At 61.2% G+C, this 25,927-nt stretch carries 26 protein-coding genes and 1 pseudogene; 13 read left to right on the plus strand and 14 right to left on the minus strand.

The features are described 5' to 3' along the window. Positions 1-9: 9 nt before the first annotated feature. The gene (locus AACI_RS11380; RefSeq protein WP_148213784.1) at positions 10-1,068 is read right to left on the minus strand and encodes a hypothetical protein; all 1,059 of its coding nucleotides are present in this window, start codon (positions 1,066-1,068) and stop codon (positions 10-12) included. A gap of 213 nt (positions 1,069-1,281) precedes the next feature. Here AACI_RS11380 and AACI_RS11385 point away from each other — a divergent pair, with 213 nt between their 5' ends. Together AACI_RS11385 and AACI_RS11390 are read left to right on the plus strand one after the other, a co-directional pair. Beyond that, positions 1,282-1,476 (plus strand): hypothetical protein, encoded by a 195-nt coding sequence (locus AACI_RS11385; RefSeq protein WP_012811559.1) that lies wholly within the window; start codon positions 1,282-1,284, stop codon positions 1,474-1,476. Positions 1,477-1,605: 129 nt separating this feature from the next. Then, positions 1,606-2,781 (plus strand): MFS transporter, encoded by a 1,176-nt coding sequence (locus AACI_RS11390; RefSeq protein ID WP_245530579.1) that lies wholly within the window; start codon positions 1,606-1,608, stop codon positions 2,779-2,781. Here the strand turns inward: AACI_RS11390 and AACI_RS11395 are convergent. Then, the gene (locus AACI_RS11395) at positions 2,757-3,263 is read right to left on the minus strand and encodes a LabA-like NYN domain-containing protein (RefSeq protein ID WP_008340121.1); all 507 of its coding nucleotides are present in this window, start codon (positions 3,261-3,263) and stop codon (positions 2,757-2,759) included. The two genes, AACI_RS11390 and AACI_RS11395, sit on opposite strands and share 25 nt — an antisense overlap. A 90-nt stretch (positions 3,264-3,353) precedes the next feature. Further along, the gene (locus AACI_RS11400; protein ID WP_012811561.1) at positions 3,354-4,553 is read right to left on the minus strand and encodes an ROK family protein; all 1,200 of its coding nucleotides are present in this window, start codon (positions 4,551-4,553) and stop codon (positions 3,354-3,356) included. A gap of 179 nt (positions 4,554-4,732) precedes the next feature. On the opposite strand from AACI_RS11400, the gene AACI_RS11405 reads away from it, so the two are divergent. Together AACI_RS11405 and AACI_RS11410 are read left to right on the plus strand one after the other, a co-directional pair. Beyond that, on the plus strand, positions 4,733-5,848 hold the full coding sequence (locus AACI_RS11405; protein WP_012811562.1) for a HAMP domain-containing protein: 1,116 nt from the start codon (positions 4,733-4,735) through the stop codon (positions 5,846-5,848). 17 nt (positions 5,849-5,865) lie between these two features. After that, positions 5,866-7,164, plus strand: coding sequence for an ABC transporter substrate-binding protein (locus tag AACI_RS11410; RefSeq protein WP_012811563.1), 1,299 nt, complete (start codon positions 5,866-5,868; stop codon positions 7,162-7,164). A gap of 16 nt (positions 7,165-7,180) precedes the next feature. Here AACI_RS11410 and AACI_RS11415 read toward each other — a convergent pair whose 3' ends face one another. The 4 genes and pseudogenes from AACI_RS11415 to fmdA form a co-directional block, all read right to left on the minus strand. Next, positions 7,181-8,224, minus strand: coding sequence for an aliphatic amidase (locus AACI_RS11415; RefSeq protein WP_012811564.1), 1,044 nt, complete (start codon positions 8,222-8,224; stop codon positions 7,181-7,183). Between the two features lie 74 nt (positions 8,225-8,298). Further along, complete coding sequence (locus AACI_RS17130) at positions 8,299-8,427, minus strand: hypothetical protein (protein WP_280959716.1); 129 nt, start codon at positions 8,425-8,427, stop codon at positions 8,299-8,301. A gap of 16 nt (positions 8,428-8,443) precedes the next feature. Next, positions 8,444-8,557, minus strand: a pseudogene (locus AACI_RS17300) (FmdB family zinc ribbon protein); the annotation flags it as partial. A 7-nt stretch (positions 8,558-8,564) separates the two neighbouring features. Then, positions 8,565-9,746: a formamidase gene (gene fmdA / locus AACI_RS11420; protein WP_148213785.1), complete on the minus strand. Its 1,182-nt coding sequence runs from the start codon at positions 9,744-9,746 to the stop codon at positions 8,565-8,567. Between the two features lie 218 nt (positions 9,747-9,964). Between fmdA and AACI_RS11425 the strand changes: the two genes are divergently transcribed. From AACI_RS11425 to AACI_RS11435, 3 genes are all read left to right on the plus strand, one after another. Continuing rightward, entirely contained in the window at positions 9,965-11,632 is a 1,668-nt protein-coding gene (locus AACI_RS11425) for a purine-cytosine permease family protein (protein ID WP_012811566.1), read from the plus strand. Positions 11,633-11,816: 184 nt separating this feature from the next. Continuing rightward, entirely contained in the window at positions 11,817-12,164 is a 348-nt protein-coding gene (locus tag AACI_RS11430) for a hypothetical protein (RefSeq protein WP_012811567.1), read from the plus strand. Positions 12,165-12,410: 246 nt separating this feature from the next. Further along, a complete protein-coding gene (locus AACI_RS11435; RefSeq protein ID WP_174260441.1) occupies positions 12,411-12,935 on the plus strand; it encodes a phosphohydrolase in 525 nt (174 codons plus the stop codon). 82 nt (positions 12,936-13,017) lie between these two features. Here AACI_RS11435 and AACI_RS11440 read toward each other — a convergent pair whose 3' ends face one another. Continuing rightward, positions 13,018-14,217, minus strand: a complete 1,200-nt coding sequence (locus tag AACI_RS11440; protein WP_012809941.1) for a transposase — start codon at positions 14,215-14,217, stop codon at positions 13,018-13,020. 144 nt (positions 14,218-14,361) lie between these two features. Between AACI_RS11440 and AACI_RS11445 the strand changes: the two genes are divergently transcribed. Next, positions 14,362-14,736, plus strand: coding sequence for an HD-GYP domain-containing protein (locus tag AACI_RS11445; RefSeq protein ID WP_342626164.1), 375 nt, complete (start codon positions 14,362-14,364; stop codon positions 14,734-14,736). 285 nt (positions 14,737-15,021) lie between these two features. Next, a complete protein-coding gene (locus AACI_RS11450; protein ID WP_041707551.1) occupies positions 15,022-17,166 on the plus strand; it encodes an RNA degradosome polyphosphate kinase in 2,145 nt (714 codons plus the stop codon). On the opposite strand, the gene AACI_RS11455 is transcribed toward AACI_RS11450, so the two are convergent. Next, positions 17,167-17,682 (minus strand): hypothetical protein, encoded by a 516-nt coding sequence (locus tag AACI_RS11455; RefSeq protein ID WP_012811571.1) that lies wholly within the window; start codon positions 17,680-17,682, stop codon positions 17,167-17,169. Positions 17,683-17,694: 12 nt separating this feature from the next. Next, the gene (locus tag AACI_RS11460; protein ID WP_008340104.1) at positions 17,695-18,525 is read right to left on the minus strand and encodes an SPFH domain-containing protein; all 831 of its coding nucleotides are present in this window, start codon (positions 18,523-18,525) and stop codon (positions 17,695-17,697) included. A gap of 181 nt (positions 18,526-18,706) precedes the next feature. Between AACI_RS11460 and AACI_RS11465 the strand changes: the two genes are divergently transcribed. Beyond that, a complete protein-coding gene (locus AACI_RS11465) occupies positions 18,707-19,930 on the plus strand; it encodes an MFS transporter (RefSeq protein ID WP_012811572.1) in 1,224 nt (407 codons plus the stop codon). 16 nt (positions 19,931-19,946) lie between these two features. On the opposite strand, the gene AACI_RS11470 is transcribed toward AACI_RS11465, so the two are convergent. The 3 genes from AACI_RS11470 to AACI_RS11480 all read right to left on the minus strand — a co-directional run bounded on the left by AACI_RS11470 (position 19,947) and on the right by AACI_RS11480 (position 22,429). Next, entirely contained in the window at positions 19,947-21,143 is a 1,197-nt protein-coding gene (locus tag AACI_RS11470) for a hypothetical protein (protein WP_012811573.1), read from the minus strand. A 158-nt stretch (positions 21,144-21,301) separates the two neighbouring features. Beyond that, on the minus strand, positions 21,302-21,640 hold the full coding sequence (locus AACI_RS11475) for a hypothetical protein (protein WP_012811574.1): 339 nt from the start codon (positions 21,638-21,640) through the stop codon (positions 21,302-21,304). A gap of 114 nt (positions 21,641-21,754) precedes the next feature. Further along, positions 21,755-22,429: a spore coat protein gene (locus tag AACI_RS11480; protein WP_012811575.1), complete on the minus strand. Its 675-nt coding sequence runs from the start codon at positions 22,427-22,429 to the stop codon at positions 21,755-21,757. 164 nt (positions 22,430-22,593) lie between these two features. Here AACI_RS11480 and AACI_RS11485 point away from each other — a divergent pair, with 164 nt between their 5' ends. From AACI_RS11485 to AACI_RS11495, 3 genes are read left to right on the plus strand one after another with little or no spacing between them, the layout of a single operon-like run. Beyond that, the gene (locus tag AACI_RS11485; protein WP_245530582.1) at positions 22,594-23,403 is read left to right on the plus strand and encodes a DeoR/GlpR family DNA-binding transcription regulator; all 810 of its coding nucleotides are present in this window, start codon (positions 22,594-22,596) and stop codon (positions 23,401-23,403) included. Further along, on the plus strand, positions 23,400-24,389 hold the full coding sequence (galT, locus tag AACI_RS11490; protein ID WP_012811577.1) for a galactose-1-phosphate uridylyltransferase: 990 nt from the start codon (positions 23,400-23,402) through the stop codon (positions 24,387-24,389). The genes AACI_RS11485 and galT overlap by 4 nt, the downstream gene beginning before the upstream one ends. Next, positions 24,370-25,587 (plus strand): galactokinase, encoded by a 1,218-nt coding sequence (locus tag AACI_RS11495; protein WP_012811578.1) that lies wholly within the window; start codon positions 24,370-24,372, stop codon positions 25,585-25,587. Before galT ends, AACI_RS11495 begins: the two co-directional genes overlap by 20 nt. Before the next feature lie 62 nt (positions 25,588-25,649). Here AACI_RS11495 and AACI_RS11500 read toward each other — a convergent pair whose 3' ends face one another. After that, the gene (locus AACI_RS11500; protein ID WP_041707555.1) at positions 25,650-25,922 is read right to left on the minus strand and encodes a GNAT family N-acetyltransferase; all 273 of its coding nucleotides are present in this window, start codon (positions 25,920-25,922) and stop codon (positions 25,650-25,652) included. Positions 25,923-25,927 lie beyond the last annotated feature (5 nt).

Consider the following 25,927-nt stretch of genomic DNA (forward strand, 5'->3'; position numbering starts at 1 on the left):
TCCTCCTCTTCAGGATCTCACGCTTGGACTCCAAAGCTCTTCGACGTCGTAACCATCTCCCGTCCGAACGACTTTCACGCGCTCGTAGGCGTACCGATGAGCTTTGGGCCTTCGGAGTTGCCGCTCGTATTCGTCATGGTTCGCGTAGGCAGCATAAACGCGCTGAACAATGCCCTTTTCGTAAAAGAGTCGGTACGGGTTGTCGCCGTCGTCGAACACGAAGTGACCGTTTTTCAACTCCGTCTTGCTCTCCCTCAATTGAGGGTCTCGCGCGAATTTGAAGATTCGGTCACGCAGCTCGGCAGAGTTGATCACCGCCTCTTTCACTTCCTTCGTCATATCCACCACAGCGGCATCATGCTCAAACGCGAAGAGCAGCAGACTGCCTGTGCCGTTCAACGCGCACACGTCATCGACTGCGTCGATGTATCCGAGCCGCAGCAAGCTTTGATACTCCGCTCGATCTTTCCACTCTCCCACATTTGCACCGTAGCGCAGGTGAGCGAACACCTCATAGTTGGCCTCTACGACGCGAGTGTCCAACTCAAAAGGCAATGGATGCATGACGAGGATGGAAGAGCTTTGCTCATACTTGTATATCAAGGGCAGGCGGTAGATGAACGCCATGGCTGAAGTGTATGGCGTGATGGCTTTATATCCGGAGGTCACGTTGATGAGCACGGTCGGATCGTTGGGATCGTTCGGAAACTCCTCATCCACGATCTTGTGAATTCTCTCCAAGAACGACGGCAATCCTTTTCTAAGAAAGGCGACGCTATGATAGGGATCCAATCCTTGAATTCGATCCTGCTTTTCATTGAAAATACATTCGCCACCTTGCTCTTCCGTGACCTGCTGAATGGCCTTTGCCGCGAGGACCGCTTCATGAGAATCCGGCACGAGCAGGTGATGCTCAATGTAGTCCTTTTTATATGTCGGTAAATTCTGCGCACCACGATAGATGGACATCTCAACGGACCTATCTGGATAGGCCGTCAGGTTCGCAACCAATTGAGGATACGCATGCTCTCCCCATTGCTCCTTCGGAATGCCATTCCACGCCGACACACCGACAACCGAGACCAGCCGACGCCTCTTCGGCACGTTCGCTCACCCACTCACATGAATCACCTGATCGCCATGCAAAATTCGACGAGAACATCCGAAATCCTTCCTCGTGTCGGCAACATTTTCTGATTTCGGCTTGCCACGGAAAGGAGACGCGATCGTCCTCCCATTCCCGCGCTATAATGAAACCGTTACCGAATCGAGGTGAGGAGCATGAATCGCAACTGGCTGCGCATCCTCTCCATCGCCATCCCGGTGGCGTGCCTCGTGGTCTCGGCCATCACGGCGCGCTGGGGCCTTCTGTTCCTGTGCATCACCCCCGCGTTTCTCCAGTGGGGCTTTGGCATCGGTGAGCGCAAGCGGAAACAGGGGGATGATCAACAAAACCCGCCATGGGGCGGGTCATGAACGCCGATCTTTTCGGTTGTCGCGCTCCGCTTGCGCACTTCTCCAGATAAACAACCCCAGCATGGCGAGGCCCAGGAGCTCAAACATCGCTTGCATGACACACACCTCGCATGGAAAGGATGGCGCCCGGTGGGCAACCGTATCGCTCTGTTTTACGCCGTGACGGCGCTGTACTGGTTTTCGACCTACACGTACGTTCCGCTCCTGTCGCCGTACGTCGTTGCCATCGGGGGCTCACTCAGCATGGCGGGCATGGTGGTGGGATCCTATGGCTTCTCGCAGATGCTCGTGCGGGTGCCTATCGGGGTGTGGTCCGACAAGGTCCGAAGCCGCAAGCCGTTCGTCGTCGCGGGCGGCGCCGTCGGCATGCTGTCGAGCCTGGGCTTCGCCGTCACGCACTCCGTCCTGTGGGCGCTCGTGTTCCGCCTCCTCGCCGGCATCGCGGCCGGCTGCTGGGTGGTCTTCACCGTGCTCTACGCGAGCTACCACCAGCCCGACGAGGCTCCGAAGGCAATGGGCGTCCTCAGCTTCTACACATCCATCGGGCAGCTCGCGGCCTCGACGCTGGGCGGCGTAATCGCAGAACGATACGGTTGGCACGCGGCCTTCTGGCTGGGCGCCGCCGGTGGACTCGCGGCCACACTCCTCGCCTGTTTCGTCGTCGACAAGCCTCCCGCGCGCGATCACGGCGGTATCCGCGTCGCCGAGATGCTCACGGTCGGGCGGGATCGCATTGTGCTCGGCGTGTCGTTCCTCGCGGTCCTCGCACAGGTCGTCACCTTCACCACGATGTTCGGCTTCACGCCGGAGCAGGCGACGCACCTCGGGGCGAACAAGGCCGATCTCAGCTGGCTTACCCTCGCGGCCACGCTCCCGAACGCCATCGCGTCGTATTTCAGCGGCAGCCTGTTCTCGCGCTGGATGGGCGAGCGGAACGTGGTGGCGAGCGGATTTGCCATCGCGGCGCTGTTCACCGCGGCCATCCCGCTCTGCCACGCCCTTCCGCTCCTGTATGCAACCCAGGCCGTGAACGGCTTTGGCCAAGGGCTCTGCATGCCCGTGCTCATGGGCCTCGCCATCCGCCACATCGACGCGAGCCGCCGAGCCACGGCGATGGGCTTTTATCAGGCCATCTACGCCGTCGGCATGTTTGGCGGGCCCGCGGTCGTCGGCTGGCTGGGCGATCACGTCGGCCTGAGCCGCGGGTTCCTCGCCGTCGCCGCGACGAGTGTGGTCGCCTGCGCCCTCACGTTCGCGCTTGCGCCCGGGCGCGCGGCACGTCAGGTGGTCACGCGCTCCAGCTGATCGCGCAGGGTGTTCACGTCGATGAAATGCATGCCGGCCACCATGCGCAGCTCGGACGCGATGAATCCTGCGGTGGAGAGCACGATAAACTTTTTCCCGCGGGCCCGCAACAACTGCAGGGCCCGCTCAAAGTCGCCGTCTCCACTGACAAGGATGGCCATGTCGTAGTTTTCGATGGTGTTGAACATGTCCAGCACAATTTCGATGTCCAGGTTGGCCTTCCTCGTGATGGACCCATCCTCCTGGACGATTTCCTTGATGTCTTTGGTCACGATGGAATACCCGCTGTACGCGAGCATGTCGAGGTACTTCTGCTCTCTGACGTCGCTCGGAGAACTTCTTCCTATATAGTAGAACGCGTCCACCAGTTCGCCCTTGCTCTTGGCCCACTCCAACAACTTCTGCGCGTCGATGGTCCACTTCAGTTTGTCCCGCTGCATGTAGTAGTAGTTCGCGCCATCGACGAAGAGCGATACTCTCATCTCCCGCTGACTCCTTTTCTCTGGTTGGCTCGGCGCTTGCGCTATGGCGCAAACCAGGTCACCACGAACCTTGGTGGCCACAGCGCGCGATCACGTCGGCATCGGCTCCATAGCAGAAGCAAACAACGTCTCGTGCACGGCGAGGAGCGAGGCGCCGATGGCCACGGCGTGCTGACTCCCCACGCGCACGGGGATCTGCTTATTTTGCAGCAGCGCGCGGTGCTTGATGACGCGCTCCACTTCGGGAAGCACGAACGTGGCGGCGCGCGCCACGCTTCCCCCGAGGATGACCTCGTCGGGGTTGAGAAGGTTCAAGAGATTGGCAATCCCAAGGCCGAGATACTGCCCCAGCGAGTGAAACGCGCGGATACACGCGCGATTGTCGTTCTGGGCCTGTTCCAGCGCCTGCTCAAGCAGCGAGTCGCGCAGACTCAACGCGGAAAGGTCCGCACCGGCTTCGCGCAAATACCGCATCAGGCCGCGCTCGGAAGCGTATTCCTCCCAACAGCCGTAGCCGCCACACATGCACGCCGATCCCATCGGGTTGATGGTCATGTGCCCCGCCTCGCCCGCGATTCCATCCCGCCCGCGATACAGCTTTCCCTCGATGACGATCCCCGCCCCAATCCCGAGCCCCATGTTCACAAACACGAGGTTCTTCAGTTTCATCGCCTGCGCCATGTACTCGTTCCAAGCGCCGCAGTTGGCATCGTTGTCGAGAAAGAGCGGGATATCGACGCTCCGGCCGAGATCGGCGAGAATCTCCCATTCGCCGACAAACAGGCTCGGGAGGTAGTACACGGCACCTCGGCGGAAGTCGACCATCCCCGGAAACGCGAGACACGCGCCGAGAAGTCCGTACGGGCTCGGAGGCGCTGCGGCGATGGCCTTCCGCAGTTCCTCCTCGATGGCTTCGAGCAACACGGCGCGCACGTCCGGCGCTTCGGAAAGCCCGAGCGTCCGCACCTGGCGGTAGACCGGCTCCCCGCGGATGTTGCACACGACCGTCGTCATGTGCGACAGCTGGACGTCCACGCCGATGGCATACGCCGCATTGGCGTTGAAGCGAAGGAGGATGGGCTTGCGGCCGCCGCTCGACGATCCGTACCCCACCTCGAGCACGAGCTGCTCCGCAATCAACTCGTCCACGATGTTCGACACGGTGGCCTTGTTGAGCCCGGTCATCTGCGAGATGTCGATGCGCGAGGTGGTCCGGAGATCGCGAATCAGCTTGAGGACCGTGGCGCGGTTCATTCGGCGCATGGCCGAAGCGTCGACGTTGGCGTGCAACCCTCGGTCACCCCTCGAATTGGCGGCCCCATTGCCTCGCATGGCGGACGCGCGTCCGTCTATTGCAAAGCCCCGCGGAATGCCCTAGCATGAAGGTCATAGAATGCGAGAATGGCACGTTACGTATCAGTATACGCCGTCCGGCGGTTGAACAGAAGTGGGACGGAGGAGGAGCCCGCTTGACCCTGTTTCGCAAACTCGTCATCCTGTTCAGCGTCGTGATCCTCGGCACCCTTTCCGCCACGCTGACCATCGTCTATTTCAAGAGCCGCGAGAGCATCATTGACCTATCGAAGGAGAAAGCGGTTTCCATCGTCCAGACCATCGACTCGGCGCTCCTCAGCGACGTCCCAGACTACCAATTCGAGTCCGTGCTGCTCAATCTCAAGCGGCAAAATCCCGATCTGGTCTCGTTCGATATCTACAAGTTGAACGACTTTCTGTACGACATCGCGTCGACGGATCCGCGCCGCATCGGCAGCCAAGCCTCGCCCTCAAGCACCATCGCGCTCGGCGAGCGGAAGATCCTCACGTCCCTCGAGGGTTCCACCATCGACCTCGTGGTGCCGCTCACCGGATACGCGGGCATGCAGTACAGCGCAAACGTGCGCCTGTCGATCGCGGCGGATCTCGCGTCCCTGAAGGGGCTCCTCACGGACATCCTCGTGGCGGGCGCCTGCGCGCTGCTCGTGGCCGTGGCGTGCGCATGGCTCTTCACCCGGCAGGTGTTGTCCAAACCACTGCAATCCATGATGGATGCGGCCAACGAGATCGCCGCTGGCAATTTCTCCGTCACGCTGGACGCGTCTCGCCGCAAGGATGAGCTGGGGAGCCTGGCGCGCAGCTTCGAGCGCATGGCGCGCAGCCTGCAACAACTGATCGCGCAGATGGGCGAGACCGCGGAAGAATTGTACAGCGACTTCAAACAGCTGATCGAAAACGGCGACTACACAGCCCACGGCGCGCTGCACATGGCGGACGTATTGCAGCACGTGCGCGACGGGATCGAGCGCGTCATGGCCAACGTGCGCCAGTTGGATGGGCAAATCGCGGAAGCGGCTGCGGGGACGGGAGGGACGCGCCGCTCGCGGGCCAGCGAGCCGGATTTCGAACCGATGCAGCGGACCGTGAACCGGCTCATGGAAGACCTGAACCAAGTCATGCGCGATCTCGACGGGCTCTCTACGACGGCGCGGGGGCAACTGTCCGCGGTGCAACAGGTGAACCGGACTGCCGGCCGGCTGAGCGAGCGGGCGAGCGAGCTCCATCAGTTGATGACGAGCTTCGAAGTGTAGAAGGCGGAGGTGGAAGCATGGCGCAGCGGAGATTCGCACAGGTGGCTGGTTGGAGCGCGCTGTGCCTCGCGCTCGCAGGCTGTGGCGCAGTGGGCCATCACGTCGGGCCCACACCTCGTCCGGTGTCTCAGGCACAGGCGGAACAAGATGTGGAAATTTTCAGCTGGTGGACGGCGAAAGGCGAGACCAACGCGCTCAACGCCCTCATTTCCGTCTTTCGCGCTCGCTATCCCCGCGAGCACATCGTGAATGAAGCCGTGGCGGGCGGTGGCGGCGACAACGCCAAAGCCGTGCTCGCGAGCCGCATCACCGCGGGCGATCCGCCGGAGACCTTTCAGGTCCACGTCGGGCAAGAACTGATGGTCTGGGTGAAAGCCGGCAAAATGGAGCCGCTCGACGCCTTGTATCGCGAACTTGGCCTGTACAAGGTGTTGCCGAAGGTCGTGATGGACGGCGTGACGTACGAAGGCCACGTGTACGCCGTGCCCATCGACGTGGAACGAGGCAACGTGCTGTGGTACAACGCGCGCGTGCTGAACGAGTACGGGCTCAAGCCGCCCCAGACGTTTGATCAGTTGCTCGCGGACTGCAAGGTCCTGAAGGCGCATGGCGTGACCCCCATCGCCTACGGAGATCGGGATCAATTGGGATCCGTGATGCTGTGGGAGAACGTGTTGCTCGCGACCGCGGGCCCCAAGACCTATGACGGCATCTGGAACGGCACCGTTCCCATCTCGTCGCCCATCATCCGCAAGGCGTGCGAGAACTTTTTGCAGCTGTTGCCCTACACCAACGCCGATCACGCGCAGTTGTCGTGGGACGGCGCCTGCGCGCTCGTGGCTTCGGGCCAAGCGGCTTTCGACGCGATGGGCGACTGGGCCAAGGCGTACTTCGTGGCCAGCGGTTTGAAGGAAGGGCGAGACTTTGGCTGGACGCCGTTCCCTGGGACGAACGGCGACTTCGAGTACATCGTCGACACGTTCGGGATGCCGAAGGGTTCAAAGAACCCCGAGGGTGCGCTCGATTTTCTGCGCGTCGTGGCGTCTCGCGAAGCGGAGCGGCAGTTCAATTTATGGAAAGGATCGATCCCGCCGCGCAGCGACGTGCCCCTCGCGGGCTTCGACGCGTATAGTCAGGCGTCGGTCGCAGCGTTTCGCAAGGACGCGCTTGTCCCGAGCCTGGCCAACGGAGAGGCTGCCAATCCTGCGTTCGAGCAGGCGGCAGCCCAAGCCATCACGTTGCTCATCAACACGGGCAATGTGAGTCAGTTCATGCAGCTCCTGAAGCAGGCCGACCTGGCCAATCCGTTGCCGTGAAGCACCTGAAGTCGCATTATCCCACGGGTACGCCGGGTGTCTTCGCGCGGATGGGTGCATACGGACAGTCGTCCGTGTCGAGCGTGGCCCGCGTGAGCGCTTCGGCGTTCGCCCGCGCGACTTCCGGCGAGGTCACCCACGTCTTGTAGAAATCGAACGGGCACTCGCAGACGCCGCGATCGCCGTCCCCAGAATACAGGTAGCCGGCGTATCCTCGATGCAGCAGCTTGAACAGATGGTTTTGCGCCTGAGCCGTTCGCCGGAACTCGCGGATCTGCGAGATGGAGATCTCCGCGTACTGGACGCCGTACTCCTCCGTCCCGCATTCTCCGAGTGTCCGGCCGTCGAAGCCGATGATGGCCGAGTGGCCAAAGTAGGCGTAGACGCCGTCGAATCCCGTGGCGTTCGCCACCGCGACGTAACAGTTGTTCGCCCAGGCCATGGCCTTGGCCATGAGGATCTGTTGCTCTTTGGCGGGATACATGTAGCCCTGAGGCCGCACGATGAGTTCGGCCCCTTTCATGGCGCAATCCCGCCAAATTTCGGGATAGTTTCCGTCGTCGCAGATGATGAGGCTGATTTTAAGCCCCTTTGGACCATTGGAGACAAACGTCTCGTGTCCAGGGTACCACGGTTCGACGGGCGTCCACGGCATGATTTTCCGATACTTTTGCACGATCTCGCCGCGATCGTTCACCAGAATGGCCGTGTTGTACGGCCACTTGCGTGGGTGTTCTTCGTGGCGCTCCCCCGTCACGGAAAACACGCCCCACACGCCGTGCGCCCGGCATGCGTCACACAACACGTCGGTCTCCGGGCCGGGGATGGAAGAGGCCGTCTCAAACATCTCCTGCTCGTCGTACATGATGCCTTGCAGGCTGTATTCGGGAAACACGACGAGATCGAGCCCTGGATAACCGAGCTTCAAGCCCCCGATCATCTCGGCAATGCGCCTGGCGTTATCCAGCACCTCCTCGCGCGTGTGCAACCGGGGCATCTTGTAGTTGACCACCGCAATGCCGACGGTGTCTCGACTGCTCACGATATCTCCGTGCCGCATAGCATTCGCTCCTCTCTCACCTCGATTGGGCCTTCACCCGTGCACGTGCCCCAACTGCCAGGGCCGCCCTGCGCTCACCGCGGGGTGGCGATGGCCTGCGTGCGCGCTGTGCGAAGGCGCACGGTCTCGAACCACGCAAATGGGTTCCCCTCCCGCGCCAGCCGGACGCGCGCCGCGGTCAGGCGATGGAGCGGCACCAACATAAAAGGAAGTGAACTGCCGCAGAGCCATCATGCCGCAATACGGACAGCGTGCGGCAGAGCCCACCTCGTTCATGGGCAGGTCGCGATCGAACGTTCCGCAGCTTTCGCACGCGAAGCGGTAGGTTGGCATCCTGGCGTCATCCTTTCGGGCGAATGTCGCGATCGAAGATGGCGGTCGGGATGGCGAGCGTACAGCAGGCGTTCGGTACGTCGACGATGCCGCTGATGCGCCCCTCGACTGGCGCCACGCCGAGCAACATGTAAGCTTGCTCCGCCGTGTAGCCGAAGCGCTGCAGGTATTCGATGGCATTGAGGCATGCGCGTCGATAGGCCACGTGCGCATCCAGGTACAGCTGCTCACCGGTCCGCTCGTCCACTGACACACCCTCAAACACCAAATATTCCGAAAATCTAGGTTCCATGGGCCCTGGCTCGAATACCGGATTGTGGACAATCCCGTATTTCGCCATGCCGCCTTTGATCACGTCGACACTTATCTCGATCCAGCCGCTCATCTCGATGGCCCCACAAAACGTGATTTCGCCGTCGCCTTGGCAGAAGTGAAGATCGCCGACGGAAAGCTTGGCGCCCTTGACAAACACGGGGAAGTAAATCCGGCTCCCTTTGGACAGGTTCTTGATGTCGCAATTGCCGCCGTTTTCGCGGGGCGGGACCGTGCGAGCGGCTTCCTTCGCGACGCGATCGAACTCGGCGCCGCGCAGCGTGCCGAGCACCGCACTTCGGGGATCCGGCAGATTGGCGAGCACAGGCACTCGATTCGGGTCCTTTGCCACAAGCTGCCGCTCGCGGGCGTTCCACCGATCCAGAAGTTCCGCCGACGGCGCCACGCCGATAAGGCCCGGGTGAATCAGCGACGGGATGCGGACTCCCGGCACGTGGCGGCTCACCGCGTAAATCCCTTGAAACTCCCAGATGGACTTGAGCGCCTCTGGAAAATAGTCGACGAGAAACCCACCGCCGTTCTCCCGCGCGAAAATGCCGTTAAAGCCCCATTCCGCGCCCGGAAGCGGCCCCATATCCAGCAAGTCCACCACCAGCAGGTCGCCTGGCTCGGCCCCATCCACGTAGATGGGCCCGCTCAGGACGTGCACTCTGCACAGGTCCACGTCGCGGATGTCGGACGGATCGTCGTTGTTTTGAATTTGGCCGTCGGTCCAATCCTTCATCTCGATGCGGAACACGTCACCGGGTTTGACATGGACGACAGCAGGGATATCGGGATGCCATCGGTTATGCCCCGGGACCTCCTGCTGATCCATCGGCTTGGTCAGGTCGACGCGAAAGAGAACGTTCGACAATCTTACATTCACCCCACTCTCTTGTGAAGGTACAGCCTCATTATCGCTTGTAGAGCGCACAGTATGTCAATGTAACTTACTTACCATTTGCGCATGATAACGTTTACTTCCTGATTCGCGTCAATTTGTATAACAAAAAAGGTTGCTTGAGCTCGTGGAGGCGTGATACGGTCAAAACACAGACAATTTTGATTTCAGAGGAGTTTGGAGGGGTTTCGATGTCCGTACTGCAACCTGAACGCGGGCGGCCCACGCCCAAGCGCACCTTTAATCGCTGGGTGCAAAATCCGGTCCTTGAGGACTACGCGCTGCGGTACGCCCCCAAGTCGTTTCGCCTGTGGAGCGAGTGGACGGTCATGAACTCCGCGCTCGGCGGGATCGCCTACATGGCCGATTTCGCCATCGGCGGCTCGGTCGTCCTGGCGTACGGATTCGCGAATGCCGTCACCTCTATCCTGGTCGTTGCCGCCATCATCTTTCTGACAGGCATTCCGATTGCGTACTACTCCGCGAAGTACAACATCGATATGGACCTTCTCACGCGAGGCGCGGGCTTTGGATACTACGGGTCCACGCTGACGTCCCTGGTGTACGCGTCGTTCACGTTTATCTACTTTTCACTCGAAGGATCCGTCATGGCCCAGGCGCTCGAGGAATTTTTCCACATCCCGTTGCCCGTCGGCTACTTGATCTGTTCCTTGGTCATCATTCCGCTCGTGATGTTCGGCATGACTGCCCTCTCGAAGTTGCAGGTCATCACGCAGCCCATCTGGCTGGTGCTGATGCTTGGCCCGTTCGTCGCCATCGCGCTCCGGGACCCGTCGGCTTTCAGCCAATGGACACACTTCGGCGGCGCTTCGGCTTCGGGCAGCCATTTCAGCCCCATCGAGTTCGGACTCGCCGCAGGCGTCACCCTCTCCCTCATCGCGCAAATCGGCGAACAAGTGGACTATCTTCGTTTCATGCCAAACCTCACGCCGCAGAACCGCGGCAAGTGGTGGTTGGCCGTCATGCTGGCAGGGCCCGGATGGGTGCTCCTGGGCGCCATCAAGCAGCTCGGTGGGTCGCTTTTGGCTTCGTGGATTGCGCCGACCATGGGGACGAAGGCCGCGGACGAACCCATCAACATGTACACGCAGGCGTTCCACGTCGTGATGGGGAACAGCTACGCAGCCCTTGCGCTTGCGACCTTCTTTGTTCTTCTATCGCAGATCAAGATCAATGTCACCAACGCGTACTCTGGATCGCTGTCGTGGTCGAATTTCTTTTCCCGCATCTTTCACACGCATCCAGGGCGCGTGGTGTGGCTGTTTTTGAACGTCGGGATCGCCCTCGGCCTGATGGAGGCCGGCGTCTTCGGCTTCTTGAACACGGTGCTCGGATTCTACTCGAACCTCGCCGTCGCATGGATCGGCGCGGTGGTGTCCGATCTCGTCATCAACAAAGGGTTGCTCAAGATTAGCCCCTCGTACATCGAGTTTAAGCGGGGCCATCTGTACAATTTCAACCCCGTCGGATTTGGCTCGATGATCCTTGCGGCGGGCGTATCCATCGCGGCCTTCTTCGGCGCCTTCGGCCCGGTGCTGCAGGCGTACTCGCCATTCCTCTCGCTCGTGCTCGCGTTTGTGCTCGCGCCGGTCATCGCCATCGTCACGCGCGGCAAGTACTACATTGCGCGGGAAAACACCTTTGAGAAGTCGGATCGCCACCATGACGGTCATCGCCATTCCGAGTTGCCGGCGGAATTCACCTGCGCCTCCTGCGGGTTTGAATACGAGAAGATGGATATGCTCTACTGTCCGTTCCACAAGGCGCCCATCTGCTCGCTGTGCTGCAGCCTGGAGAGCAAATGCCACGATCTCTGCAAGGCGGGCCACGTGCACTGAGACGCGCCTCAACCAGCGGCAGCGGTTCATCCGTTGCCGCTTTTTCACGTGCCCTTTCGACCAAAACTCTCCGATAGCGCGATAGGTAAACGAGAAAAAGCTTGTCTCCGCGGAGCAAATCTTGGCTATACTTAGGCTAAGCCGGATCGATCCCGGACGCGAAGCCCTGAGGGAGGGATGACGAATGATGAAGAAGCCGTTTACCGCTGGTTCGTTTGCGATTATCTATATCTTGGTGGCCGCCATCATCATCACCGCCTTGATGGTTCACCTGTCGACGCACCCAGGCATGGTCCTCACCGTCGTGGCGCTGCTGACCATCCTGCTTCTCGTCTATCGGATGCGCACGACAAGCGGCTTCACGCAGACTGTGCACATCGCGCTCATCGTGCTCATTGCGGTTGTGAGCCTGTTCATCATCGGCCTCGGCAACGGGGGCACGCAGCTTTGGTTCTCGACACTGTACGGCGTGTTCGATCTCCTGCTGATCCTCGTCGAGGTGGCGTTTTTGTCTTCGCGCGAGTACACCTGACGTACTCGCGCTCTTCGCGCGAGAGCGTGAAAGACGCCAAGTCTTCACCGCTTCGTCTATTGACGAAATGGCAGGCTCGTCCTTAAGCTTGAGATGTCGCACGTTGTCTACAATTGTCGTGGTCGCGGGACCATCACATCTGTCGCAAAGCGGGTGCAAACGTTGAACTTCGAGAACCAAGGGCTCACACCGTGGCTCCGAATCATGCGAGACGGCGAAGGCTTGGATAGCGCGAGTACGGATAACATGACGATCACGCTGCTAGGTTCGTATGACGGCGTGGAACTCATCCGACACGAACTGAAGCGGTATGGGTTGATGGGGTTTAATCCGCCGTCTGCCTCTAATGTGTTCGAAGGGATCGTTCTGACCAGTGGTGTGCTTAGAATAACATATGGCGACCACACTGAAGTTCTGGGGCCCGGCTCTGTAGTAAGCATGGCTCCCGTTCAACAAGCAGTCTGCATCGTCGCGTTGGAGCAGGCGGAGTTCGTCTATGTGACTTCGACTTCCATTTTTAAGTCTTATAAAGAATGGGTCGAAAAATTCCACCATATGGCAACTGAAATTGCCATGAAGGATGGCTATACCGCTTCACATTGCGAGCGAATTCGCAAATACTCAGTCATGATCGGTTGCCAGTTAAACTTGTCAGCGCACGATCTGATCTCACTGAGTTGTGGTGCGCTCTTTCACGACATCGGTAAGATTCGAGCCTTTTGCAGAATGACGGATTCCATTGCGAGCGAAAACGACGCACACTTCTCGTGAAAGATAACGCATGCCATAAAAACCCTTTTCTGTTGTGTGATAAATCACGTCCCTTCAGTGGTGTTCGGTTCGAAGCATCAGGTTAAGCCACCTGCTCGATACGATTCGTCCGGTGCATCGCCAGAGCAGATGCCAAGAGCACAATCGCGTGGATGTACGCATGTACGGTGACTTTCTCGATGCCACGTACATGCACGCCGTCCAGCGTCAGCCACTCTTTCAGCCGTGCAAAACAGCGCTCTACAGCGGTCCGTTCATCATAAAGCATCTTCCATGTGCGAGAGCCGCGATGTGGATTCGCGTATCGACGGACGTCCTCATCGAGGTGCTTCTTCACGACCATGCCATAGTTCGATGCAGAACAGGCAGCCATGCCAAGCGGGCAATCGACCTGGCCTGTCGCGTGCGGACAGCGAAACTTGAGCCAGGCGTTATGGACGCCCCAATACGTCATTCGGTACCCCATCGTGCAGCGGGGCGTGCCGTCGAAATCCATCCCTTCCGGCGGCTCTTTCTCATTCCGGCGATTCATCGGGATGATAGCCTGAGCGCCCAATGCTCGAGCGGCTTCATAGTTTTTCGTCTGGTCGTATCCTGCATCCATCAACACGAAGCGAATCCGCCAGTCGTGGTGATGAAGCTCTTCCATGAGGGGAATGGCCATCTCTCCATCGTAGACGTTCGCTGGCGTCACCGTGAGCGCCATAGGAAGTTCACTTTTCGCATCGACGGCTAAATGGACCTTGTAGCCAAACCACGCCAGCTTGTTGCCAAAGGCATCGAACTTCGCGCCCCAGTTGGCCCGATTGGAGGGCTGGACACCTGAGCGTGGGTGTTTCCGCTCATAAGCATGGATCGCCGTGCTGTCGATAGCGACGTGTTCGCCCTCGATGAGCCCTTCGTCACGACATTGACGCACCAACTCGGCAAATAGCGTCGCCGCAACCCCTTTGTCGACGATAGCTTGGAAGACGCGGCTTAGAGTCGAGACAGATGGAATGGATTCGTGAAGGGAGAAACCGCACTGGTAACGGAAGCGCAAATCGCTCTCCAAACGTCGGTGAAGCTGCGTGAAGGTCGAAATGCCCTCAAGGGGTGCCGCGAGAAATGCGCGCAAAATCGCTTCTCGAGAGATGGGCTTTGCCCCTTGGGGTGTCGAACTTCTCAGCTTCGCGGCATACGGGCTCAAATCGAGGGTCGAGAAAAAGAGCTCACGTCGTTCACATGGACTCATTTCCATCCATTCGTCGAAGGAAAAGAGCCACGCTTGTCGAACATACACGTTGGACTTCGCCCCCTTGAAATGGTTTGCTGGATACCATTTTCTTTCTCTCAAGTTGGGGTGAAGTCCTTCTTTGTGCTCGAAAAACCCTTGCCGCACAAGGACTCGTGATTCTGCAAAAGGCTCATTCAAATACCTGACGAAATTCTTAGGAAACCTGGTAGACTCACTCCTGAAGAATTTGATATTATGAAGATGCATACAATTTACGGGCGCGATATGATGAACTCCCCAGTGCACCCGTTCCTGCATATAGGTAGTACCGTTGCTGAGCAGCATCATGAACGATATGACGGAAGCGGTTATCCATACGGACTAAAAGGGGAGGAAATATACCTGCCTGCCGCGATCGTCGCAGTCGTAGATAGTTATGATGCCATGACGTCGCAACGGCCTTATCAAAGACCTAAGTCGAAACACGAAGCCATTGAGGAGATTCGCGCTCTTAGGGGTAAGTTGTACGACCCGCGCGTCGTTGACGCGTTTCTCAAGGTCGTAGATACATTTGAGGACACGTGAGGAGGGCTGTGTGCATGAAGAGAATCAAACAACTGGCAATCAGTCTAGCAGCCTTTGTCGGGTTGCTCACTGTGGCCCCCGTAGCAGCGAATGCCAGCGTTGTCCATTCTGGTACTATCACGTCTAGTGCCATAGCGCAGGATCCCTGGCCTGGGTCTTGAGCCGTACGGCAAAGCACGCCCCTCCGGGCGTGCTTTTTCATTTCCCCATTGCATTCCCCCGCCCTTTGCCGTCACAATACATCCACAACCAACTTTCGGACCAACCCACACCACACCCACGAGGATGGGAACCACGATGAACCTGGACCATCACGCCCATTTCATCAATCGAGAAGTGAGCTGGCTTCTGTTTAACGAGCGCGTCGCGTTTGAGGCGGCCCGCGGCGACAACCCGCTGTTCGAGCGGCTCCGCTTTCTCGCCATCTGCGCGTCCAACTTGGACGAATTCTTCATGGTGCGCGTCGCTGGTCTGAAGGACCAACTCAAGCTCGGCGTCGGGCGCCCCGACAACAAGACCGGCATGACTGCCGCGCAGCAACTGACCGAAGTAGCCAACCGGGCCCACGCGCACGTAAACCATCTGTATCGCCTGTGGAACAAGACCCTGCTCCCCGCGCTTCGCAAGGAGGGCATCGATTTCACCCATCCAAGCCAACTCACACAAGCGCAGCGCGCGCACCTGGAGGAGTACTACCATCACCACGTCTTCCCGGTGCTGACGCCGCTCGCGGTCGATGCGAGCCACCCGTTTCCGCTCCTCGCGAATCGCTCGCTGAATATTGCGGTCCTTTTGGAGCCCATCGCCGTCCGCCTGCCCCACGAGTCGCCGCTGTTTGCCGTCGTGCAGGTGCCAAGCGTCCTGCCGCGATATCTCGAGCTGCCCACGGGTGGCCGCAAGCGGGTGTTCATGCTGCTCGAGGCCGTGATCGAGATGTTCATCGACACCCTGTTTCCCGGGCACACCGTGCTCGAGCACGCGTGCTTCCGCATCACGCGCAACGCGGACATCACGGTGGACGAGGAGAGCGCGGAGGATCTGCTCGAGGAGATCGAACGAGAGGTCAAAAAGCGCAACCGGGGCGCGGCGGTGCGGCTCGAAGTCCAGAGCTCCATGTCGTCCGAGCTCGTCGAAACCCTGCGGGATTGGCTTGAACTCGAGGCGGAGGACATCTACGCCATCGACGGGCCGCTGGATCTCACGTTTCTCATGCGCTTCTCGGCGATGCCCGAATACGCCCACCTTCGCTTCCCGCCCATCTCGCCGCAGGTTCCGCCCGACTTCATCGGGGAAACCGGCTTGTTCGAGGCCATCGCCAAGCGCGACATCCTGCTGTTTCACCCATACGAATCGTTCGATCCCGTCGTTCACTTCATCCACCTGGCTGCGAACGATCCGCAGGTCCTCGCCATCAAGCAGACGCTGTATCGCGTGAGCGGCAATTCGCCCATCGTTTTGGCGCTCGCGCGGGCGGCGGAAAACGGCAAGCAGGTGACCGTCCTGGTGGAGCTCAAGGCCCGGTTTGACGAGGAGAACAACATCGTGTGGGCGAAGAAACTGGAGGAGGCCGGCTGCCACGTGATCTACGGCCTCGTGGGGCTCAAGACGCACAGCAAGATCGCGCTCGTCGTCCGGCGCGAAGGCGAGCGGATCGTCCGGTACGTCCACCTCAGCACCGGGAACTACAACGACAACACCGCGCGCCTCTACACCGATCTCGGCATGTTCACCGCGCGCGAAGAGTTCGGGGAGGACGCGTCGCTCTTTTTCAACCACCTCACGGGCTTTGCCGATCCGCCCGCGTGGCGGCGCATCGCGACGGCTCCGCACGGCCTGAAGGACGCGTTTCTCAAGCTCATCCACCGCGAGATCGATCACGCCCGCGCCGGGCGGCCCGCGCGGATCATCACCAAGATGAACGCGCTGACCGACAAGGACCTCATCCTCGCCCTGTTCGAAGCGTCGAGGGCGGGCGTCGAGATCGATCTCCTGGTGCGCGGCATCTGCTGCCTGCGCCCCGGCATCCCCGGCGTGAGCGATCACATCCGCGTGTCGAGCATTGTCGGGCGCTTTCTCGAGCACAGCCGCATCTACTACTTCCTGAACGGGGGCGAGGAGGAGTACTATCTCGCGAGCGCGGATTGGATGACGCGCAACATGGTCAGCCGCGTCGAGATCCTGTTTCCGGTACTCCAGGACAATCTGAAGCAGCGCCTGAAGCACATCCTCGACGTGCAGCTCCGGGACAACGTCAACCGCTGGATCCTCGCGGCAAACGGTCAGTACGAGAAAGTCGAACCCAAGCCCGGCGAGCCGAAGGTCGCGTCGCAAATGCAGTTCTATCTTGAAGCGTGCGGCGCGGCGGACGAGACGGCGAAGGCGCTCGCGGAGTCGATGATCCCGCGCACGCCTCCGCGCCTCCTGCCGTAATCAGGGCTGAACCAGCGAATGCCACCGCTCGTTCCGCGCCCGGAGCATCTGCTCGACCTCGCCGATGGTCTCCGGCGAGAGCGCCTGCATCTTCTCGACGATCTCGCCGTCCATCCGCGCGAGCTCCGCGAGCAGACCCTCGCCTTCCGCTCGGCCGTGAAACACGTACTCGTCCGGCGGCACCGGCGCCGACAGGGCCAGGGTCCGCGCCGATTCCACCCGCCGGATGTAGGCTTCAAGCTCCTTCACCGCCGCGAGCGCCTCGAGGTTCGGGAACGGATTCTCGCGCGTCGGCTGCGGAAGCCGCTTGCGAAGCGACGCCAATTCCTCCCGCAGCTGCGCCAGGTACGCCCCAAACGCCCGATCCATCGCGTTGTGAAACGCGATCATGCGCTCGCGAAGGCGGAAGCGAGGATCGCGCATGTTCACGAACCAGGCGTTCATCCAGCCCGTGAGAATTTGGTTGACCGGCGTGCCCGGCGACACCGCAATGCCGTACCGCATCAGGTCGCTCATCGCAACGCCCCCTCAGTGCTTGCTCTCCACCTGCGTGATGCGATCCGTCGCGACCTGCGGATTCCCGATGAAGAACGGCTCACCGATGGCCATGTTCGGGGCGGAAATGACGCCCTTTTGCGCCATGATCATCGCCGTGTAATACCGAACCGCGTCGATCTCCGACAGTCCAAACGCGCGGAGGGCAATTAGCTCCTTCATCCGCTCGTCCCGAGGGTACACGAGCGCCTTCACGTCGTTCAGCGTGAGCCCGTACACCGAGAGGAACTCCTGCAGATGCTCTTTCACCAATTCCAAAATTTCAGGCATGCGTTCGTTGACGCGCTCCAATTCGGTCAGCTGCACGATTTTGTTGATGGACTGCTCGATGACCGGCCCCGCGTACCAGTTGACCTCCTTCATGCTGACGTAGTGGCCTGACATCGGCATGTGCTGCACGAGCTTCAGCGCGTCCTCCTTGGTGTCCACGTGGACGTAACAGCTCACGTGGTAGCCCATCTCCGCCATCTCCTTCGAGTAGGCCACGCCCGACACCTCGAGGATGAGCTTCGCCCGGTTGATGTAAATCACCTCGTACTGCCACGGGCTCTGGCCCCCGAAGAACGCCTGCTGGAACGCGCCGATGATGGGCCGATCCGGCGTCTGGATGACGTACTGCCCCGTCTCGTACACGTTCAAAATGGCGCCGCGCGACTTCAGGACCGCGAAATGATTCGACTCCACCGTCAGCAGGGAGCCGTTGAGAATGCTGTTATCCGGGTAGTGATAGACCAACACGTCCGGTCCCATGATCTCCTTGCCGTCGTTGGTCAGCGTGCTGATGACTTGGCGAATCTGCGGCATCAGGCGTCCTCCCTTGTACGAACGATTTCCATCCAACGTTTTCAGCAAAATTCCTAATCATGTTAGACCCATCATACCGCTTCGCACTTGAATTGGGAACCACATTTCGAGAAGCTGAAATTCGTTGCCCCGCGCCATCGAGATAGCGGTAAGATAAAAAGAAAAACGTTGGTGATGGCAGATGGAAACCTGGCAACGAAACCTCGTGGTCCTGTGGATTGGGACGCTGCTCACGTCCGCGAGCTACTCCATGGTCATCCCGTTTTTGCCGCTGTTTCTGCTCAAGATTGGGGTGCACCAACACACCGACATCTGGTCCGGCGCACTCTACAGCGCGGCGTTCGTCGCCGGTGCCATCGCGGCGCCCTACTGGGGCTCGCTCGGGGATCGATACGGTCAGAAGCCGATGATCGTCCGGGCGGGCTTTGTGCTGTTCGTGATCTACGGCCTCACGGCCTTTGTGCAACATCCGTGGGAACTTCTCGTCCTTCGCACGCTGCAGGGGCTCCTGTCGGGGTACATCCCAGGTTCCGTGGCGCTCGTGGGGAGCAACACGCCGGAGGACAAGGTGGGTTACGCGCTGTCGACCATCTCCGCCGCGAGTTCCGCGGGCGGCATTGTCGGGCCGTTACTCGGCGGCACCATCGCGCGCCTGTTCGGGAACCGCGTGGCGTTTGGGAGCGCTTCCGTGCTCGTGCTCATCTCGACCCTGCTCGCCCTCGTCTTCGTGCGAGAGATGAACAAACGGCGCGCCACGTCCCGGCCCTCCGTGCTTGGCGCCATTGGCGGGGCGCTTCACAACAAGCCGCTTGTCACGGCGCTCTCGCTGAACATGGTCGTCTCGTTCTCCATCATGACCATCGAGCCGGTCTTGACCCTGTATATCGCCGAGCTCGATCCGTCCGCGAGCGCGAAGAACGCCTCGTTTCTCGCGGGGCTCGTGTTTTCGCTCGCCGGGATCGCGAGCGTGGTGTTCGCGCCGCTCTGGGGCAAGTACGCGGACCGCATCGGCTTCGCGAAGGTGCTCACCATCGGCCTCGCGGGCGGGGCGGTGTGGACGTTCATGCAGATCCCGTTTCACAACATCATCGCCTTCGCGGCCGTGCGCTTCGTGTACGGCGCGTTCTTCTGCGCGGTGTACCCGGCCATCAACGGGCTCATCGTGCGCTCGACCGAAGCCACGTTCCGCGGCCGCGCCTTCGGGCTGAATCAGACGGCCAACCAGATTGGCAACACGGTCGGGCCCCTTGTAGGCGGCGCCATCGCGGACGCGACGAGCATCCACGGCGTGTTTTGGGTGACCGGCGCGCTGCTCGCCAGCGTCACCGCGGGCGCCTACGCGCTCCTGCGCCACCCAGGCCTTCTGCCGCGAAGCGAGCAGGCGCCGCACACGCCGACCCCGTGACCGAGCAGCCTCCCGGTCACGCCTCGTCCTGGCCCGTGGGCGCCGCTTCGTCGCCCGCGTGCCTTCGCGCAATCTGCAGCGCCTGCAGCACCGTGTCCATGTCTTTCTTCAGCGCCTCGTACTGGCGCTTCCAGTGATCCTTTTCAGCGCGCACGCGATCGTAGCGCGTGTTGGCGGAGTCGAGCAGCGCCTCGAGCTCGATGCAGCGCTGGCGGAGATCGGCGAGTTCCCGCGCCTCCTCGCCGGACTCGTCGACGATCTCGACCTGCTCCAGGTACCGGATGAGCGCCCGCTTCGTGATCCGCTCGCGCCGCGCGGTGTCATGGGCGGACTCGCTGAGCGCATCGACGATCTCGCCGGCGCCCTCCGGCGCCTGAATCGCGGAGAGATGGTCTTCCGAATCCCGCTCGCCCTGTGCCTTCGCCGCCATTCGCGTCCGCTGAAGCCCGGCGAGTGTCCGGTGCAGCGTGGCCGTGGTCCAGTCCTGCGCGGCGGCTTTCGCCTTCTCTTCACCCGGCTGCTCTTCGCGCTTGTCCTCGATGCGGGACAGCACGGCGCGGCGCCTCTTCTTCCACGCCTGTTGCAGGCGCGATTTCGTCTCCGAGACGCGCCGCGACCACGTGCCGAAGTTCGAGCCAAACAATCTGCCGAGCGGACTCCCGTCCGCAGGCCGTTCCTCCACCACGTCCTCGAGCGCAAATTCGCCACGCCGAATCGCGTTCACAAGCGCGTACAGGCACGCCTCGTGGTAGGGGCCGGCGAGATCGAAGTGGCGGCACTCCTCGCAGACGAATTGGCCGAGCTTTTCCAGGAATTCGTCCGTCAGCCGCGCGGTCCGAGGGATGTGGTAGTAGACGCCGTCGTCGCGATCGTCCACCTCCAGCATGCGACGGCTGCCGAGGCGCAGCGCGGCCAATTCCGCCGCGGCCACGTTGATGACCGGGCCCTCGGTGTCCTCGATGACGAGATCCACGCGGCCGTGCGCCTGCTTCTTGTCTCGGAGCGCCTGGTAGATATGCATGAGGAGCACATCCTCGGCCTCTTCCTCGGTGTCCGGCCAGTCCTTGAGGATGAAGCTGTCCGGATCCCGCTTGGCCTCGATGAACTCGCGCGCCTCCTGCACGGTCACTTCATTCCCATAATATGTATCATAGAGCGTGATGCCGTATCGAGCGGCGACCTCGAGTGCGTCCATGCCTTTCAGCGTCTTCACAAGCGTCCCCTCGCAATGGCCCGAAGCTTTGCCTCGGTTTCTACATGGTTCGATCCTATCGGATTCTCCTCGACAGATAAAGCCATCGGGCCTGCGATTTTTTGGCGATGAAAAAAGCCCTGAAACCAGGGCCTCGCGGAAAGCTTCCTCGCGCGGCGTCAGGCGCTTTGATGCGCCGCGCGCAGCGCGCGAAGCAGCTTGATGCGACACTCGGGCTCAAGCCAAGGGATCTCTTCCATCACGAGGGATACGACCTGCATCTCATCCGCGCAGGCGAAGAGCTTCCCCTCGACCTGGCCGTTGTCCCGGGCGTGTCGAAACCATACGTACCAGCGCCCATCGTGCGCGATGACGCCAGCGACGGGATCGCGCGTCCAGATGACCTCCCCTTCGCTCAGCAATTCGTCGATGGTCTGCTCAAAGTGGTTGTGCGCACGGTCCAGGATGTCCTGTCTGCCGAAGCAGTACGCCACCATCTGATCCACGGTCGTCAGCATCTTTATCGACTCCTTGCGCGAGAGATCTGGAAGGCGAAGGTCTCCGAAGACCAGCATACGCGCGATTTCTCGAATCATGATTGAAAGCAGGCGGCCCCGCGCGGGCCGCCCATCTCATTGGACGTTCGGCGTCTGTGGCATGCCGGGCTGCGCCATCCCGCCGGGCATCTGATACGAGTCGATCATCGTCTGCGTCGTGTTCTTCTGCAGCGTCGCGACCTGGTAGTCTCCTTTTTGATTCATGTAGGCAAACAGATCGTACGCCATGCGGTCGCACAGGCTGGCGCTCGTCATGAGGAACGTGCGAAATTGCGGATTGGCGCACTCCAAGGCGAACATGGTGCACATCATCGCGCCGAACTTGTGCAGGTTGAGGGCGACGGCGCAGATAGCGCGATCGGACGGCGCCTGCGCCTGCAGGTTGGGCGCGGGATAGGTGGGATGACGAAGCCCGAGCTTCGGCTGCGTGTGCATCGACGTCTGGTAACCCTGTCCGCCCATGGGGCTGTTGGTCTGCAGGACGCGCACGCCCTCCACATAGTGTTGCTCCATGGCCTGGGCCTGGCGCTCGAGCAGCTGGCGCACCTGAGGGTCCTGCGCGTGATGCGCGAGGAAATTCAGGACCTCGGCATTCGCCGACGTGGCCTGCAGGACCTCGTTCATCCCGATGATCTCGTGCGCGCCAAACGGCGCGTTGGGCGCGTTTTGGCCCTGTCCCTGCGATCCCGCCTGGGCATTCGGCATCATGTTGCCCTGCATGTGGGGCTGCATGTTCGGCTGCTGCTGCATGGCTCGACCTCCTAAGGTGAATGTGGTGTCGTCGGCCTTAGGATGCGCAGGAAGCGCAGCCGTATGTACGCCAACCGTGGCAAGACGCGCCGGTTCATCACGAAATATCATATGATGAAATTAAAGAGACTATGTTATGATAAAAATTGATCAAGCGGCGCGAGGTGAGAACGGTGTATCCGAAGGAACGGCAGCGCGTGCTCTTGGAGCTGCTCGCCCAGCACGGCTTCGCGTCTTACCGCCAATTGGCGGAACGGCTCGGCGTGTCCGAGATCACGGTTCGCCGGGACATGAAAGCGCTCGAGGCGCAGGGCCTCGTCGAGACCGCGTTTGGCGGCGGTCAGGTGGCGCGCGCGGCCCGTGAACTCCCGTACACCGACAAGCGCATTCTCCAGATCCCGGAGAAAATCGCCATCGCCAAGGCCGCGCTTCGGCAGATTGAATCCGGCATGACCATCGCCATCGCCGCGGGCACCACCACGTGGGTCCTCGCGCAACACATCGCAGGTTTTCAGAATCTGACGTTTCTCACCAATTCCGTGAATGTCGCCACGGAGTTGAGCAAGAACGGCTACCGAGACATCTTCCTCACAGGCGGCCAGTTTCGAACGCCGAGCGACGCCCTCGTGGGCCCCGTGGCCGAGCACATGATCCGCCAATTCCGCGCGGACATCCTGTTTGTTGGCGCGAGCGGCCTGCACGTCGATCACGGCCTGTCGACGCCCAACGTGCTCGAAGCCGCGGTCAACCGGGCGATGATGGAACGCGCCGCGCGCGTCGTGGTGCTCGCCGACCACACCAAGTGGGGTGTGGAGTCGCTCATGAGCTTCGCGAAGCTCAGCGAGATCGACGCGCTCATCACGGACCGATGGCCGGGCGAGGCGGAGGCGGCCGCCCTCGCGGAATGCGACGTGGATCTCATCGTCGCCGATGCGCCAAACGCCGAATCCTCCAAACGAGGTGATGCCCAATGACCGAGCTTCGGTACAACCCACTGCTGCGCGACTGGACGATGGTGGCGTCGAATCGCCACAAGCGCCCCAATTTGCCGAAGGACAATTGCCCGTTCTGCCCGGGATCGGGCAAGGTGCCCGACGACTACGACGTCCTGGCGTACGACAACGACTTTCCCGCGCTGTCTCCCAACCCGCCGCAGCCGGACGACGTGGCGACGGAGCTTTACCGCGTTGAACCCGCTTACGGAAAATGCGAAGTCATTTTATACTCAAAGGAGCACACCACGACACTGCCTGAACTGCCGGTTGCGCACATTCGCAAGCTCGTGGATCTGTGGACCGAGCGCTTTCGCGATCTGGCCTCGAATCCACGCCACCAGTACGTGCTGATCTTCGAGAATCGCGGCCCTGAGGTCGGCGTGACCATGCCGCACCCACACGGGCAGATCTACGCCTACCCGTACGTGCCGCAGAAGCTCAGGGTCGAGATCGAATCGTTCGCGGCACACCGGAAGGAGACCGGCCGCTGCCTCATGTGTGACATCAACCGCGAAGAGGTCGCGTTCGGCAAGCGGATGCTGGAAGGAACCGAGCACTTTTACGCGTACATCCCGTTCTTCACCGACTATCCGTACGGCGCGTTCATCGCTTCCAAGCGGCACGTCGGCAGCCTGCTGGAGTTCACGGACGACGAGCGGACCGATCTCGCCCGCATCCTGAAGCGCGTCACGAGCGGCATGGATGCGCTGTTTGACCGCGAGTTTCCGTACATGATGGTGCTTCACCAGAGCCCGGTGAACCAGGCGGAGTCCGTCGACTTTCACTTTCACATCGAGTTTTACCCGCCACTGCAGACGGCCACGCGCCTGAAGTACCTCGCGTCGTCGGAGACGGGCGCCTGGGCGCCGTGCAACCCGATGGCCGTCGAGGCAACCGCGCCGCAATTGCGGGAAGCGATTCAGAAGCGAAAGGAAGCGAACCGACATGTCGATCCCCTGGCCTGAACTGATGGACCACATCCTCGCCTTTTCGCCCGGCGATACAGGCGAACTGCGAGCGTACTTCGCACCGGGGCGCGTCAATCTCATTGGCGAGCACACCGACTACAATGGGGGCTACGTGCTGCCCGCCGCGCTCACCATGGGCACATGGCTCGTCGTCCGACCTCGCGCCGACCGCCGGTTTCGGTTCGCGACGACCTTTTCCAATCGCGTCGTCGAGGTGAGCGCCGACGACGTGCGGTTCCGCCCGGAGCAGGACTTTGCCAACTATCCGCTCGGCGTGATCGACGTGTTGCGCCGCCGGGGCGTGGAGGCGCCAGGCATGGACCTGTTTTTCTTCGGGAACCTGCCGGTTGGCGCCGGCCTGTCCTCGAGTGCATCCGTCGAGGTGGTGACCGCCTTCGCCATCAACGACCTCACGGGCGCCGGGCTGGACCGCGAGTCGCTCGCCGTGATCGCGCAACAGGCGGAAAACGAATTCGTGGGCGTCAACTGCGGCGTGATGGACCAGTTCTCCGTCGCCATGGGCAAGAAGGACATGGCGCTTTCGCTCAACTGCCTCACGCTCGCGTACGAGTTGGTCCCCGTGCATTCGGAAGGGTATCGCCTGGTCATCGCCAACAGCAACGTGCCGCGGAAGCTCTCGGGATCGAAATACAATGAGCGGCGGGCGGAATGCGAGGCGGCGCTCGCCGTCGTGAAGCGCCGCTTTCCGGAGGTTCAGGCGCTCGCAGAAATCGAGCCAGGCCAGTGGTCCGAGGCCGAGGCGCTCTTGCGCGCGGAGGGCGCGCCGGGATTCGAGGCGGAGGTCCTCGTGCGCCGGGCGCGGCACGTCGTCATGGAGAGCCATCGGGCGCGGGAGGCAGCGCGGCTGTTGGCGGATGGGAACATTGAGGCGTTCGGGGAACTGATGAACGCGTCGCACCGATCGCTTCGCGACGACTATGAGGTGACCGGCGAAGCGCTGGACGCCTTGGTCGAAGCGGCGTGGAGCGCGGAGGGCTGCATCGGATCGCGCATGACGGGCGCGGGCTTTGGCGGATGCACCGTGAGCCTGGTGCGGGAGGATGCGGTGGAGGCTTTCACGCGGCACGTCGAAGAGGTGTACGAACGAGCGACGGGGCGCAGACCATCGTTCTACGTCACCGACATCGGCGACGGCGTGCATGCGCTTCCCGCGCTGGACGCGCTGGTGCGCTGACTGCGGAGCCATCCCCCTCCGCGCTGTCAGGAGGGGGATCTCCCTAGACGCCGACCGCGCCATCAGGCCTGGACGTCGGCGTAGTCCGGCCTTCGCCGGAAGCGAAGCACGGCGTACGAGCACACGGGGAGCAGCTTCACGCCCCGCTCTCGCGCCATCGCCACCAACTCGTCGACGAGCTTGGCGGCGAGCCCCTGACCCTGATAGGCCGGATCGACGACCGTGTGGTCAATGGTCCACACGCCGTCTCCCCGGTCGGTACAGGTGATATAGCCGATCCGATCCCCATCGTCGTTCCGAAGCTCGACGCCGCGTTCCACGCGCACGACTTGCATCGTCC

The sequence above is a fragment of the Alicyclobacillus acidocaldarius subsp. acidocaldarius DSM 446 genome (assembly GCF_000024285.1).
GTDB lineage: Bacteria > Bacillota > Bacilli > Alicyclobacillales > Alicyclobacillaceae > Alicyclobacillus > Alicyclobacillus acidocaldarius.

What these genes read in the sequence shown, in the direction of transcription:
- galT (WP_012811577.1), top strand. Translation starts at nt 23,400, where the DNA reads ATGACCGAGCTTCGGTACAACCCACTGCTGCGCGACTGGACGATGGTG.
- AACI_RS11430 (WP_012811567.1), top strand. Translation starts at nt 11,817, where the DNA reads ATGATGAAGAAGCCGTTTACCGCTGGTTCGTTTGCGATTATCTATATC.
- AACI_RS17130 (WP_280959716.1), bottom strand. Translation starts at nt 8,427, where the DNA reads ATGTTGGTGCCGCTCCATCGCCTGACCGCGGCGCGCGTCCGGCTGGCG.
- AACI_RS11410 (WP_012811563.1), top strand. Translation starts at nt 5,866, where the DNA reads ATGGCGCAGCGGAGATTCGCACAGGTGGCTGGTTGGAGCGCGCTGTGC.
- AACI_RS11480 (WP_012811575.1), bottom strand. Translation starts at nt 22,429, where the DNA reads ATGCAGCAGCAGCCGAACATGCAGCCCCACATGCAGGGCAACATGATG.
- AACI_RS11465 (WP_012811572.1), top strand. Translation starts at nt 18,707, where the DNA reads ATGGAAACCTGGCAACGAAACCTCGTGGTCCTGTGGATTGGGACGCTG.
- AACI_RS11475 (WP_012811574.1), bottom strand. Translation starts at nt 21,640, where the DNA reads ATGCTGACGACCGTGGATCAGATGGTGGCGTACTGCTTCGGCAGACAG.
- AACI_RS11395 (WP_008340121.1), bottom strand. Translation starts at nt 3,263, where the DNA reads ATGAGAGTATCGCTCTTCGTCGATGGCGCGAACTACTACTACATGCAG.
- AACI_RS11500 (WP_041707555.1), bottom strand. Translation starts at nt 25,922, where the DNA reads ATGCAAGTCGTGCGCGTGGAACGCGGCGTCGAGCTTCGGAACGACGAT.
- AACI_RS11460 (WP_008340104.1), bottom strand. Translation starts at nt 18,525, where the DNA reads ATGCCGCAGATTCGCCAAGTCATCAGCACGCTGACCAACGACGGCAAG.
- AACI_RS11415 (WP_012811564.1), bottom strand. Translation starts at nt 8,224, where the DNA reads ATGCGGCACGGAGATATCGTGAGCAGTCGAGACACCGTCGGCATTGCG.
- AACI_RS11425 (WP_012811566.1), top strand. Translation starts at nt 9,965, where the DNA reads ATGTCCGTACTGCAACCTGAACGCGGGCGGCCCACGCCCAAGCGCACC.
- AACI_RS11450 (WP_041707551.1), top strand. Translation starts at nt 15,022, where the DNA reads ATGGGAACCACGATGAACCTGGACCATCACGCCCATTTCATCAATCGA.
- AACI_RS11435 (WP_174260441.1), top strand. Translation starts at nt 12,411, where the DNA reads ATGACGATCACGCTGCTAGGTTCGTATGACGGCGTGGAACTCATCCGA.
- AACI_RS11385 (WP_012811559.1), top strand. Translation starts at nt 1,282, where the DNA reads ATGAATCGCAACTGGCTGCGCATCCTCTCCATCGCCATCCCGGTGGCG.
- AACI_RS11495 (WP_012811578.1), top strand. Translation starts at nt 24,370, where the DNA reads ATGTCGATCCCCTGGCCTGAACTGATGGACCACATCCTCGCCTTTTCG.
- AACI_RS11455 (WP_012811571.1), bottom strand. Translation starts at nt 17,682, where the DNA reads ATGAGCGACCTGATGCGGTACGGCATTGCGGTGTCGCCGGGCACGCCG.